At 29.5% G+C, this 14,343-nt stretch carries 10 protein-coding genes, 1 other RNA gene and 1 pseudogene; all 12 read left to right on the forward strand.

Annotated elements, in window-relative coordinates:
* Positions 1-59: 59 nt before the first annotated feature.
* On the forward strand, positions 60-1,091 hold the full coding sequence (mltG, locus tag BBIDN127_RS03550; protein WP_014023919.1) for an endolytic transglycosylase MltG: 1,032 nt from the start codon (positions 60-62) through the stop codon (positions 1,089-1,091).
* A 5-nt stretch (positions 1,092-1,096) separates the two neighbouring features.
* On the forward strand, positions 1,097-2,878 hold the full coding sequence (dnaG, locus tag BBIDN127_RS03555; RefSeq protein ID WP_014023920.1) for a DNA primase: 1,782 nt from the start codon (positions 1,097-1,099) through the stop codon (positions 2,876-2,878).
* Positions 2,879-2,881: 3 nt separating this feature from the next.
* Positions 2,882-4,777 (forward strand): RNA polymerase sigma factor RpoD, encoded by a 1,896-nt coding sequence (rpoD, locus tag BBIDN127_RS03560; RefSeq protein ID WP_044054975.1) that lies wholly within the window; start codon positions 2,882-2,884, stop codon positions 4,775-4,777.
* A gap of 12 nt (positions 4,778-4,789) precedes the next feature.
* Positions 4,790-5,548, forward strand: a complete 759-nt coding sequence (locus BBIDN127_RS03565) for a zinc ribbon domain-containing protein (protein WP_014023922.1) — start codon at positions 4,790-4,792, stop codon at positions 5,546-5,548.
* A 26-nt stretch (positions 5,549-5,574) separates the two neighbouring features.
* Positions 5,575-5,927: RNase P RNA component class A (rnpB, locus tag BBIDN127_RS07170), an RNA gene on the forward strand.
* 24 nt (positions 5,928-5,951) lie between these two features.
* On the forward strand, positions 5,952-6,920 hold the full coding sequence (locus BBIDN127_RS03570; protein ID WP_014023923.1) for a tetratricopeptide repeat protein: 969 nt from the start codon (positions 5,952-5,954) through the stop codon (positions 6,918-6,920).
* Positions 6,921-6,930: 10 nt separating this feature from the next.
* The gene (locus BBIDN127_RS03575) at positions 6,931-7,980 is read left to right on the forward strand and encodes a rod shape-determining protein (protein ID WP_044054999.1); all 1,050 of its coding nucleotides are present in this window, start codon (positions 6,931-6,933) and stop codon (positions 7,978-7,980) included.
* Between the two features lie 3 nt (positions 7,981-7,983).
* Positions 7,984-8,829: a rod shape-determining protein MreC gene (gene mreC, locus BBIDN127_RS03580; RefSeq protein ID WP_044054976.1), complete on the forward strand. Its 846-nt coding sequence runs from the start codon at positions 7,984-7,986 to the stop codon at positions 8,827-8,829.
* Positions 8,829-9,310 (forward strand): annotated as a pseudogene (gene mreD / locus BBIDN127_RS03585) (rod shape-determining protein MreD). The gene mreC and the pseudogene mreD overlap by 1 nt, the downstream one beginning before the upstream one ends.
* Complete coding sequence (gene mrdA / locus BBIDN127_RS03590) at positions 9,310-11,109, forward strand: penicillin-binding protein 2 (RefSeq protein WP_044054977.1); 1,800 nt, start codon at positions 9,310-9,312, stop codon at positions 11,107-11,109. Before mreD ends, mrdA begins: the two are co-directional and overlap by 1 nt.
* Before the next feature lie 4 nt (positions 11,110-11,113).
* Positions 11,114-12,430 carry a rod shape-determining protein RodA gene (rodA, locus tag BBIDN127_RS03595; protein ID WP_014023927.1) on the forward strand — a complete coding sequence of 439 codons (1,317 nt, stop codon included), beginning with the start codon at positions 11,114-11,116 and terminating at the stop codon, positions 12,428-12,430.
* Between the two features lie 165 nt (positions 12,431-12,595).
* Positions 12,596-14,341 carry a threonine--tRNA ligase gene (gene thrS / locus BBIDN127_RS03600; RefSeq protein WP_014023928.1) on the forward strand — a complete coding sequence of 582 codons (1,746 nt, stop codon included), beginning with the start codon at positions 12,596-12,598 and terminating at the stop codon, positions 14,339-14,341.
* Positions 14,342-14,343: the final 2 nt, after the last annotated feature.

Genomic DNA, 14,343 nt, shown 5'->3' on the forward strand with positions numbered 1-14,343 from the left:
ATTTTAATTGGTAGCTAAAGTGTAATTAGTAAAAACTTTTGCTTAGCTAGGAGATTCTTGTGCTTATTAAAATAGGGAAAATATTTATTCTTTTCTTCTTTTTAGTATCTATTTTGTCAATTTTTATATATTTCTTAAATTTATCTTCTTTAGCAAATGGCTTAGTTTATGAATTTAATGTTGAGAAAGGTTGGGGAGTTAAGAAAATAGCTAAGGAATTGAAAAAGCAAAAGTTAATTAAATCCGAACTGCTTCTTGTTTTTATTTCGTATATTTTAGGCAGTGATAAACAATTTAAAGAGGGAAGATATTCAATCAATGGTGATCTTTCTACGTTTGAAATATATAAAGAATTTTTAAAGGGATCTTCTAATGTAAATATTGATGTTACAATACCTGAAGGGTATACTAGCAGAAGAATCGCTTTAAAGCTTAAAGAATTTTCTGTCATTGATGATGTTCAAGATTTTATTTTTTTAATCAATAATAAATCATTTATTTATGAGCTTGGATTTGATTACGATTCTCTTGAAGGATTTTTATTTCCAGATACTTATAAATTTTATAAGGGTATAGAAATAAAGAATGTAGTTCGTATGTTTGTTGATAATTTTTTAAGTAAGCTTAAATCTATAGGCGTTGTTTTAAGTGATTATTCAAGTAAGGAGCTTTACAATAGGGTAATAATAGCATCTATTGTTGAACGCGAGTATAGGGTTAAAAGCGAAGCCCCAATAATGTCTTCAGTTTTTTATAATAGGATAAAATCTGGTATGGCATTACAATCCTGTGCCACTATTGAATATGTTATTACAGAGGAGTTGGGACGAAGCCACCCTAAGAGAATTTATTTTTCAGATTTAGAGATAGATTCTCCTTATAATACATATATTAATAAAGGATATCCTCCCGCTCCAATTTCAAATGCCGGTATTATTTCGCTGCAAGCAGCTTTTTTCCCCAAAAATACGCAATATTTATTTTTTGTGATAAAAGACTCTAAGTTGGGCACCCATCAATTTTCATCAGATTATTCTTCACATCTTTTAGGGGCAAAAGATTATATTAAAAATTTTATTACTAAGGATTGAGAATTATGAAGTATTTACAAACAGCAGCCTCAATTAAAAGCAAATTTGATATTGTAACTATTGTGGAGCAGTATATTAAGCTTGTTAAATCGGGATCTGCTTATAAAGGTCTTTGCCCTTTTCATGCTGAGAAAACTCCCTCTTTTTTTGTAAATCCTTTGCAAGGATATTTTTATTGTTTTGGATGCAAAAAGGGTGGGGATGTTATTGGATTTTTAATGGATATGGAAAAAATCAATTACAATGATGCTCTTAAGATTTTATGTGAAAAATTTGGTATTCATTATGATGATTTAAAAATAATTAGAGAAAGTGAAAATAAAAATGAAAATAAAGACATAGTTTCAAAAATTTACTCTTTGAATTCTAGGCTAATTAATACCATTAAATTTTTTTTGAATAAAAACAAAAAAGCTTTAGATTATGTTTTAAAGAGTAGAGCAATATCTAAGGAAATCGTTGATTTATTTGAACTTGGATATTTGCCATTTAACATTAAAAATGGGTTAGAGCTTCATGATTTTTTGGTTTCAAAAGGATACTCTTCTGAAATACTTAGAAAAAGTGGTTTGTTCTCAAAAACTAATCCTAGAGCCTCTATTCTATCTCAAAGATTAATTTTTCCAATTAAAGATTTTAAAGGAAATGTTGTTGGTTTTGGGGGTCGAGATTTAGATGGGAAAAGTTCTAAGTATATTAATTTAAGTGAAACTGAAGTTTTTAAAAAAAAGGAACTTCTTTATGGATTTTATGAGGGTTTTGAGGAGATTAAATCTACAAAATCAGTTATATTGGTAGAAGGATATATAGATGTTCTTGCTTTTTTTGCATCTGGGATTAAGAGGGCTGTATCTACTCTTGGCACTGCTTTTTCAAAAGAACATCTAGCTTTGATTCAAAGATATGCTGATGAAATAATATTGTCTTTTGATGGGGATGATGCTGGGCTTTCTGCAACTTTAAAAGCTTATCAAATTTGTTTGCCATTTAATATCAATGTTAGTGTTGTTAGAATGGATTTTGGTCTTGATCCTGCAGATGTTTTTAAAAGTGAAGGTGCACACGCTTTGCAAAAAATTTTAAATAATAGATGTGATGTTTTTGAATATCTCTTAGATGTTTATTCTAATAAATATGATTTAAATAAAACTGTAGATTTAAATGCCATGATTAATTTATTTTTAAATTTGATAAATTTATCAAAAGTAGATACTCAGAAAAAAATTTTTTTAGACAAGCTAAGCAATAAGCTTGGTATTGGTTTGACAACTTTATTAAAAGATTATTATAGAATAAAAGAAAGATTTGTAGTTGACAATAATAAAAGAAATTTGTATGCTCATAATGATGATTCTTATGAGAGGTATCTAATAGTAGCTTTGTTGAAAAATTTTAATTATTTTAGTACAGTAAGGCGCAATATTATTGATAGTGATTTAATTAATATTGATGCCAGAAAAATCTTTATGTGCTTTGAAAATTTATTTGAAAATAATAAAGATTTTTCATTAATGGATTTAAAAAAAGATTTAAAGGATACCTATAAAGTTAGTGAATTTTTTTTTGAAGAAATTTTAAATTCTGAGTTTGAAGTAGATGATGAGATGCTCATTCATATTTTACTTGCAATCAAGAGAAGAAAATTAGATTCTCGTGTTTTACTTTGCAAAAAAAGATATGATGGGGACTCTTTGGTAAATGCTAAGATTCAAATAAATGAGTTAATGTTTTTAAATATGCAGAGAAAAAATTTAAAAATCTACATAGATGATGTTCCAGGGAGTTAGGTTTTGTCGGATTTGGAAAAGAAATATTCGAAACTGATAGAGGGTATTATTGCTCATTTGGGAGATAGAAAATCTCTTAGTTTTAGTGAATTATCAAATTTACTTCCCGATGACATATTAGAACCAGAGATTCTTGATTGTATTTGCTCTGTTCTTGAAGATAGGGGTATAAGGTTAGTTAATAAAATTTCGGAATTAGATCTGGTTGTCAGCGAAGATGGAAATGATGAAGAGGAAGAGGTTGAAATTGAATCTGATAGAAATTTTATGATTTTAGATGATGGGTTTCAAAGTGATGAGGAAGATATTGACATTGATGATAAGCTGGATGATTGTGATGAAGAAGATATTTCTGTCAAGGATGATTTAGGCTCGGGGTATATTAAAAACAATGTCTTAAAAGATAGCCATTCAGAAGATCCAATTAAACTTTATTTAAAGGAAATAGGAAAAGAGTTTTTATTAACGGGAAATCAAGAAGTTGAACTTGCAAAACAAATGGATTCTGGAGAGAGTATCATTGAGAATATTCTTAAGAATGAAGGACTTGTTATAGAAAATTATTATAATCTTGTGAATACTATTTACTCAAGAATGGAAAGGGAAGAGTTTTTTAAAAGAGAAAAAGATAAGGATAAAGAGAATAGTCCGGATTATTATAATAAAAAAAAAAGAATTGCCTCTTTTTATAAAATTCCTTTAAAGCCAATTCAAGATCGTTTAATAAGTTATGTAGATAATAAGCATAGGGTGTATGATCTTGGGGGGGATATTTTTGAAAAGAATTTAAAAAAAGAAAGATTAGCCCTAAAAGAGCTTTTAAGAGACATTCCTTTGTATCAAGAGGAACTAAGGATTTTTTCAGATGATTATATTGATTCTGCTAATAAAATAAAGGATTTGCAAAGACAGCAAAGGATAATTCTAAGCAGGTTGAAAATTGAAAAAATAAGAGATTTGAGGGTTCTTGGAAGAGATTTGACTATTGCTGAAAAAAAAATAGAGATAGAAAAATCTCTCAAACTTAAAGAAGATGCTATTAAAGAGCAGATCACAGAGGCTCAGCTTGCTCAAAAAGAACTTGAAAGAATTGAGATGTATTATGAATATCCAACGGATAAAATAATAAGCATGTCAGAAGAAATTGCTAAAGGCAAGCAAATGATGCAGCATGCTAAAGATCAGTTAATTAAGGCTAATTTAAGGCTTGTTGTAAGTATTGCTAAAAAATATGCAAACAGAGGTCTTCATTTTTTTGATCTTGTTCAAGAAGGCAATATTGGATTGATTAAAGCTGTTGAAAAGTTTGAATATAAGAGAGGTTTTAAGTTTTCAACTTATGCTACTTGGTGGATTAGACAAGCTATAACAAGGTCTATTTCTGATCAAGCTCGCACAATTAGAGTTCCTGTGCATATGATTGAACAAATAAATAGGCTTAATAGAGAAACCAGATATTTAATTCAAGTTTTAGGCAAAGATCCCACAGATGAAGAGCTTTCAGACAGACTTGGATGGGAGCTTAAAAAGGTAAAAACGGTAAAGAGTGTTTCAAGAGAGCCCGTTTCTCTTGAAACGCCAATTGGAGAAGAGGAGGATTCTGTTCTTAGCGATTTTATTGAGGATAAGGCAATAAAAAATCCCGCAAATCATACATCTTTTGTAGTTTTGCAAGATCAAATAAGAGCAATTCTTGGAACTCTTCCTGAAAGAGAACAAGAAGTTGTAAAAATGAGATTTGGGCTTGAAGATGGCTATTCTTTAACTCTTGAAGAGGTTGGACTTCATTTTAATGTTACAAGAGAAAGAATTAGGCAAATTGAATCTAAGGCATTAAGGCGGCTTAAAAATCCCAAAAAAACTCAAAAGTTAAAAGATTATCTTGAAGATTTAAATTGAACAGGAGGATTGATGGAAAATAACATTGATACATTAAAAAAACTTGAAGTTATATATAAGTCTAAGTTTGAGCTTGAAGAAAGGCGAAAAAGTATTCCCAAGTATTTGGAGGCTAAAAAAAATCAGATTGAAGAATTATCGAAAGTTCTTGTTGATTTGCAACAAAAGTTTAAGGAATATCAAAAAGAAGATTCTGCGTTAAAGTTAGATATTCAAGATATTAATTCAAGAAAGAGCAAGGCTGAAGAAAAAATTGATAGCATTAAAACTCAAAGAGAATATGAAGCTCTTGAAAAAGAACTTCAAGTGATTATTGACGATGAAGTTACGATTAGAAAAAAGATGACACATGTTAATGGGCTTAAAACCAAAATAGAAAAGGAAATATTAGATGTCAACGAGAAGCACAGCAAAGAAGAAGAATGTTTTAGAGCTGAAAGCAGTAGTTTTGAGCAAGAGCTTTTAGAAATTGAAAAGAAGCTTTTAGAAATAGAGAGTGAAGAGCTAAATTGTGCTTCTAAAATGAATGAAGATTTTTTATTTAAATTTCAAAGAATAATAAGAAATAAATCAAATGGAGTTGTGCCCTTGGTGAACAATGTTTGCAAAGGTTGTCATATGATACTTCCTGTTGAATTTGCAAATAAAGTAAGACGTGAGCCCAACGATATTAAATTTTGTCCTTATTGTAGTAGAATACTTTATTATCAGGATAAAATTCAAATAAGTGATGAAATAATTCCTGGTAGTTTAGCAGATCTTGTTGAATAAAATTTATTAATTTGATATTTTTTATTTAAGCTGGCAGTCAGCCATCGCTTAGCTTTATTGATTAAAGCTTAAGAGGAAAGTCCGAGCTCCAATAAGAACATAATGCTAGGTAATGCCTAGGGGTTTTAAACCTAAGAAAGTGTCGCAGAAAATTACCGCCATTAAAAGGTAAGGGTGAAAAGGTGAGGTAAGAGCTCACCGCTTATTTAGCAATAAATATGGGCAAGATAAACCTCATTAGGAGCAAGATCAAGTATGTAAGTAGCCTTTGTTCTTGAGGACATGCTTACGGGTAGATCGCAAGATTTTTTTAGCGATAAAAAAACAAGAGAGATGATGGCATAGTACAGAACTCGGCTTATGGGTGTCAGCTTAATTTCATTAGCCTAAAAGAGAGTTTTAAATGGAAATAAGATATTTAAGATATATTTTTTACGCATTTATGATTTTCATTTTCATTTTTTTAATTTATTATATTTTATCATATTTTAAATCTTTTTCTAGTTCTTATTTAAAAGCAGGGCCAACAGAAGTTGATTTGCTTTTACTGTGGGATAAAAAAGAATATAAAGAAATAATAGATTATGCTGAGAATGATATTAAAAATCATAGATTTGATTTTAATTTAAATTTACTTTTGGGATTTTCATATTTTTATTATTCTTTAATAGTAAATGAAGGATATTTAAAAGGAGAATTTTTAGATAAATCCATAGAAAGATTGAGATTTTTAATTTCTATAAATGACGGAGTCTCTATAAGTCCTTTGTATTACATATTAGGGAAGGCGTATTCTCATAAAGGAGAGTTTTATAGTGAGCTTGCTGTAAAATTTTTAAAGAAGGCTTTAAGCGCTGATAATTTTGATTTCATGAACATTAAAGAAGATATTTTTGAATATTTGGGATATTCTTATCAGCTTTTAAGAGATTACAAGTCCAGTTTAAAGTTTTTTGAAAAAGCTTTTAATGAAAATAAATCAGATTTGGTGCTTTGGAGTTTGGCGTATGTTAATTATAAGCTGAATGATATAAACAAAAGCATTGAGTATATAAAAAGAATAATAGAAGAAGAAAAAAGAAAATTGTCAAAGGGTGAGAAAACGGATGAGAATTTAATTCAAAAGGTATATTTGCTTTATGGAGACATTCTATTAGATAAAGGCGATTATGACAATGCTTTTAATTACTATAATAAAGTTCTAGAAATTAATAGTTCAAATTCTAGCGTTTATGTTAAAATAGGAGATATATATAGGAAGAAAGATAAAGATTATCCTAAAGCTAGAAAATACTGGAGAGAAGCTCTCAATCTTAATCCTTATTTAGAAGCAGCAAGAGAGAGACTTGGAATTACTTTGGAAGACTTTTAGGGAGGTTGATTTGAATTTGTTTAAGTCTTTTTTGATAGATATTGGTATTGATCTTGGAACATGTAATACATTGGTTTATATTAAAGATTATGGTGTGGTTATGAGCGAGCCTTCTGTTGTTGCAATAGATGTTACCAAAGGCAATAAGGTCGTTGCGGTTGGCAGAAATGCTAAAAAGATGCTTTGGAAAACTCCAGAAAATATCAAAGCTGTGCGCCCACTTAGAGATGGGGTTATTGCTGACATTGAGAATACAGAGAAGATGATCAAATATTTTATTAATCAAATTTTTTCTCGTAAAAAATTGTTTTTTAAGCCAAGAATGGTAATAGGCGTTCCCACTTGTATTACAGAGGTTGAAAGAAGAGCTGTAAAAGAGAGCGCAATGAATGCTGGTGCAAGAGAAGTTAAAGTAATAGAAGAATCCCTTGCAGCTGCTATTGGATCTGATATTCCTATTTTTGAACCTACAGGTCACATGGTGTGTGATATTGGAGGTGGAACTACAGAAATATCTGTCATTTCTCTTGGCGGCATGGTTGTAAGTAGAGCAATTAGAACCGGTGGTGACGAATTTGATGAGAGCATAATAAAGTATATGAGAAATTCTCATAATATTATAATTGGTCAGCAGACAGCAGAAAAATTGAAAATTAAGATAGGAAATGTATATCCTGATATTCAAAATTTAAGGGTAGAAAAAATAGATATTAAGGGTACAGATGCTGTAACTGGTCTTCCTAGAAAGCAGCTTGTTGATTCTATGGAAGTAAGGGAGTCTTTACAAGAACCTATAAATGTTGTTGTGGATGAAGTTAAGCGCACTCTTGGTGCAACGCCTCCAGAGCTTGCTACAGACATTGTTGAGCGTGGTATCATTTTGACAGGCGGAGGGGCCCTTCTTAAGGGTTTAAATAGGCTTCTTTCAAAAGAGACCGGAGTTCCTGTTTATGTTGCAGATAATCCGCTTCTCTCTGTAGCTGTTGGTGCTGGTTTATTTTATGATTATGCCAATAGAATAGATATTAGTAAGAATATTTACAGTTTTATCAATGAATAAGTTATGAATTTTCTTGTCAAATTCAAGAATTTTATCAAAGTACTTTTAGTATTGATAGTTTCTCTTGTTTTTATGATTTATGATTCAAGCAGTATTCAAAAGAGAAAAACTGATAATTTTTTGTTTTTTACTCTTAATTCTTATATTCAAAGCAGAATGCATGGGATTTTTAGTTTTATTTCCAATGTTTTTAAAACTGTAAATGAATACAAAAATTACAAGGACAAGATAGAATTTTATAAAAAAAGAATACAGCAGCTTGAAATAGTAACTCAGAATATACAGTCATTAAGGCAAGAGAATGTTCGTCTTAAAGAGCAATTAAATTTTTATTCGTCAAGCTCTAGTGATTTTATTTCAGCAGAGATTATATATCTAAACTATTCAAACATATCGACTTTAATGGCTATTAATAAAGGATTCAATGATGGGATAGAAAAGGATATGATAGCAGTTGCATATCAAGATGGATTTAGTGGCCTTGTAGGTAAAGTTGTAAAGGTCTATTCTAATACTGCTAAAATTTTGCCTTTAACTAATTATGAAAATTTTGTGTCCGCAAGGATTCAAAGTAGTAGGTTTATAGGTCTTATAGAAGGTAATGGTTATGGTAAAAAACTTGAAATGAATTACGTTAATAGACTTGCTGAAAAAGATTTAAAGATAGGAGACTCTATTGTTACTGCTGGATTTAGTGAATATCCAGTTGGTATTTATATTGGAAAGATTACAAATTTTCATATTCTTGATTATAATTCTCTTTTAAAAATAGAAGTAGAGCCAGCTATAGTTTTAGATAAGCTTGAGTATGTTTTTCTTGTTAAGAATAACAAAGAGATTGGTGAATAATGGCAGCATTTTTTACATATTTTATTTCTAGTGCATTTTTAGGTAAAATTTTTCAACATTATTTTGCAACTTATTTTTATTTTTCAATAGATATTTTTTTAATTTTTCTAGTTTTTAATTCTTTAAATTTTATTTTTAATGTGGGATTATTATCTAGTATTTTATATGGGCTTCTTATGGATTATTTACAGGGTTGCCACTTGGGTTTTTTGTTTTTGGGTATACAATAATATTTTATTTTAACAATAAAATAAAGTTATTCATGCCTAAAAATATGCTTAGCATGACAATATTTTTTATTCTTTCAAAAGTTATATTATGGTTTCTAACTATTGTGTTTTATGATTTTATAGATTTAAAATCTTTTAATTATTCAATTTTTAACCTTGATCTTGTTGTAAATATAATGTCTATTAACTTTTTATATCCAATTCAAAATTATTTTACTAGAAATTTTTATTCTTTTAAAGAGGATTATTAGTGGGCGTTATAACAAATTTTAGATACAAGTTCGGCATATTTTTTTTGATAGCAATTATGTTGCTTTATTTGGCAATTTTATTTCAAATGCAAATTGGCAAGCATTTATTTTACGACAGAGAAGCCAATGTTTTTTTATCGAGATTGGAAAAAATCAATGCTTCAAGGGGTGAGATTTTAGATTCTAATTCCAATATTTTGGCAAATAATTTAACTATGTTTATTTTAAAGATAAGTTTACAACAGTATTATAATATGCCTGTTGCTACTAGAATTGAGATGATAGATTTTTTATCAAGCACTCTAGATATTGATAAGTCAATTATTTTATCTAAGCTTCAAGAACCTGGTGGGTATCTTAAAGATGTTGAAATAATTGAACTTACTCCAAAGATGTTATTTAAAATTTCTGAAAAAAAGTTTTATTATCCAGCTCTTTTATGGACCTATTCTTTTAAGCGCAACTATTTAGTTGACGATTCATATTCACATTCAATCGGTTATGTTGGTCAAATAAATCAAAGAGAACTTAGAACGTTTTATAATGTTAGTGGGTATGATAATACTTCTACGATAGGAAAGTTAGGCATTGAGCAAGTTTATGATAATTACATTAGAGGGCAAGAGGGATTAATAAAATACAAAGTAGACTCTAAGGAGAGAAGAATAGACGATGGTTCTATTATAAGAAATATGGTTCCAGGTAATGATGTTGTGCTTAATATTAATAAAAATATTCAAGATCTTGCTAAGAATGCTTTAGGCAAAAGGTATGGTTCTATTGTAGTATTAAAACCATCAACAGGGGCTGTTCTTGCTCTTCATAATTATCCTTATTATTCTATGAGAGATGTTTACAATAAAGATAATAAGGAAGATTACTCTTTTTTAAATAAAGCAATTCAATCTGTTTATCCGCCTGCGTCTATTTTTAAATTAGTCGTTGCTGCTGCAATTCTTGAGGAGAGAGTTATAGATAAAGATCGTAAGATTTATTGTCCTGGACATTTTAAAGTTGGAAATAGAATTTTTCATTGTTGGAAGCCTGGTGGGCATGGGTATGTTAATTTAGAAGAGGCAATTGCACATTCTTCTAATGTGTATTTTTATACACTTGGACTTAAGTATCTTGGGGTTGATAGGATTAGAAAATATGCAAAAGAATTTGGTTTTGGAGAAAAAACAGGGATTGATTTGCCAAATGAAGTAGCTGGCCTTCTTCCTAGTCCTGAGTGGAAAGAAAAAACTTTTAATCAGCCTTGGGTAGGAGGAGATACTGTAAATTTTTCAATAGGTCAAGGATTTTTAAATGCTACTCCTATGCAGATTGTTAATATGGTTGCTATGATTGCAAATGAAGGTGTTGTATATAAACCTAAAATTGTAAATAAAATTTTAAAGGGTGGTACTAATAAAGTTATTCTTGAGAATAAACCAGAAATATTAAGAAAGACAAATCTTATTAGTAAAAACACATTTAAACTTCTGAAAAAATACATGAGAAGTGTTGTAACTTATGGTACAGCAAGATATGCAGTTATTACAAAAGCTGTTAAGGTTGGGGGGAAAACAGGTACTGGTCAAACTGGTATAGATGGTTTTGAAAATAGTTCTTTTATTGGACTTGCCCCTTATAACGGTTCAGCTGATAATCAAATTATTGTTTTTAGTTTGGTTGAGGCAAAAAGTAATGTGGATTGGTGGCCTGCAAAATCTACAGATTTAATAATGCAAGGTATTTTTGCAAATCAAAGTTATGAAGATATTCTTAAGGGTTATAGGCCATGGTATATTAGGTAGATTAATGGTTTTTAGAAAAAATTATGATTATTTGGCTTTAATAAGCTTACTTATAGTTTCTTTTGTTGGCATATTGTTGATTTATTCTAGCGATTATAATATTAATGGATCTTTAACTAAGAATGAATATATAAAACAAACCTTTTGGGTAATTATTGGATTTTTTTTAATTTTTATAGTGGGTAAATATGATTTAAAATTTGTATATAGCATAGTATATCCTTTGTATTTTTTATTAATATTGGCTTTAATTTTTACTGCATTTTTTGGAATGACTGTAAACGGAGCAAAGTCTTGGATTGGTATATGGAAACTTGGAGGACAGCCTTCTGAATTTGGTAAAGTTATTATTATTTTGACTCTTTCAAAATTTTATACTGAAAAAAGGGGTTATAATGAATTTTTTACCTTTATTGCTGCATTTTTATTAATTTTTCCATCGGTGATTCTTATATTGTTGCAGCCCGATTTTGGGACAGCAATAGTATATTTAACCATTTTTATATTTATTTCTTTTTTTGCAGGAATAGATTTGCATTATGTTTTAGCATTTGCGTTGATAGGGTTTTGTTCTTTTGTTTTTGCAATTTTGCCAGTTTGGTATGAATATAAGGTGAATATGGGCAATGTATTTTATCTTATTTTCTCAAATCCTTTTTATTTTAGAGTAATAATGGGAGTGCTGCTTTTAATACTTTTGATTTCTGTTTTAGGATTTTTTATTTCTAAATATGGTTTGAGTATTAAAATAATTTATTTTTATGTATTTTTTGCAAGTTCTATTTTATTGGTTTCAATAGTGCTTTCAAGGGTCCTTTCAAAGTTAATGAAGACTTATCAGATTAAACGGTTTTTGGTATTTTTAGACCCGGCTATTGATGCTAAGGGTGCTGGTTGGAATTTGAATCAGGTTAAAATAGCAATTGGTTCTGGAGGTCTTTTTGGAAAAGGATTTTTAAAGGGGCCTTATACTCATGCTAATTATGTGCCATCTCAAAGCACAGATTTTATTTTTTCTATTCTTGCTGAAGAGTTTGGGTTTTTGGGTGTTAGCACTATTTTAATATTATTTTTTTTTCTTTTTTTAAAATTTTTGATAATAATGAATAAAAGTCAAGATAGGTATATGGCCTTAGTAATATCTGGAATTTTTGGACTTTTATTTTTTCATACTTCTTTTAATGTTGGAATGTCTTTAGGGGTTCTTCCTATTACTGGGATTCCATTCCCTTTTCTCTCTTATGGAGGTTCTTCTACTATTACATTTTTTTTAGCAATGTCTTTTTATTTTAATATTGAATCAATAGTTGCTATGGATTGAGAATTTATTTTAAGTTTTTTATTTTCTTGTCTCTATTTTTTTAGAAAATTTTTTTGTATATTTTAATTTAGTAATTATAAATATTTAAGGTGCGTGTTTTTACGTAAGAGTGATGAATGTGAATTTTAATTTTTTAATAAAAATCGAAAGTTCAAGGGTATTGTTGTGAGCAAAGATTTAGACAAAGAAGATATTCTTTACAAAAAAAGACACTCAATAGCTCATGTTATGGCAGAAGCTGTTCGCGATTTATTTCCAAATACTAAGATTGCAATAGGGCCCCCTATTAAGGATGGTTTTTATTATGATTTTGAATTTAAAAAGCAAATTACAGAAGATTCTCTTTTAGATATAGAAAATAGAATGAGAGAAATTTTAAAGACCGGGAGTTCTTTTGAAAAAGAGATAATAAGTATAGAACAGGCTTTTGAAATTTTTAAAGATGAACCTTATAAGATTGATTTGATTAAAAATTTTGATTTACAAAATGAAGTTTCTATTTACAAGAGTCACAATTTTATTGATCTTTGTAGGGGTCCTCATGTTGAGAACATGAATAAAATTGATCCAAAGGCATTTAAACTTACTAGTATTGCTGGAGCTTATTGGCGGGGCAATGAAAAAAATCCAATGCTTACCAGAATTTATGGAACTTTGTGGAATAATGAAAAAGAGCTAAGATCTTATCTTAATTTGAGAGAGGAAATAAAAAAAAGAGATCATAGAAAACTTGGAAAAGAGCTTGATTTATTTTCTATTCATGAAGAGATTGGTCCAGGGCTTGTTTTTTTTCATCCCAATGGTGCTAAAATAAGAGCTTTAATAGAAGATTTTTGGAGAGAAGAGCACTCTAAAAATGGATATGATATTCTTTTTACTCCTCATATTGGTAAATCTTGGCTTTGGCAAACTTCTGGTCATTTAGACTTTTATAAGGATAGCATGTTTGAAAAAATAGAAATGGATAAAAGTGATTATTATCTTAAGCCCATGAATTGTCCTTTTCATATTGCAATTTACAATACAGGTAAGCATTCTTATAGAGATTTACCATTTAGATGGGCCGAACTTGGCACTGTGTATCGTTATGAAAAGATAGGCGCTTTGCATGGCGTGATGAGAGCCAGAGGGTTTACCCAAGACGATGCTCATATTATATGCACCCATTCTCAAGTTTTAGATGAGATTAAAGAGGTTCTTAGGTTTGCTATTTATATGTGGAGTAAATTTGGCTTTAGCAACCTAAAGGCGTATCTTTCTACAAAGCCTGAAAAATCTGTTGGAAATGATGCTGATTGGGAAATGTCTTTAAAAGTTCTTGAAGAGACTTTAAGCGATTTTAAAGTTCCTTATGAAATTGATAAGGGGGGAGGTGCTTTTTATGGGCCCAAAATTGATCTTAAGATAGTCGATTCGCTTGAGAGAGAGTGGCAGATGAGTACAATTCAATTTGATTTTAATCTCCCTGAGAGGTTTAATATGGCTTATACTGCTGAGGATGGTAAAGAAAAAAGACCATTCATGATTCATCGAGCTTTGCTGGGGTCTATTGAAAGATTTTTTGGAATTCTTGTAGAACACTATGGTGGGGCGTTTCCTTTATGGTTATCTCCTGTTCAAGTAGTAATCATTCCTGTTAACAATATTGTAGAAGATTATGCTATTAAGGTTTTTAATAAATTTAAAAATGAGGGGATTAGAATAAAATTTGATAATAGCTCCTCAAGAATGAATGCTAAAATTAGAGAATATCAGGCTAAAAAAACACCTTATATGTTTATAATTGGTGAGAGAGAGGCAGCAGAAGAGAGAATATCTATTAGAACAAGAACAAATGAGCAAATAAATGGAATTAAACTTGATGAAGCTCTTAATTTTATCTTATTTAAAATAAGAGATAAGGAGATTTGATA

The organism is Borreliella bissettiae DN127 (genome assembly GCF_000222305.1).
Lineage (GTDB): Bacteria > Spirochaetota > Spirochaetia > Borreliales > Borreliaceae > Borreliella > Borreliella carolinensis.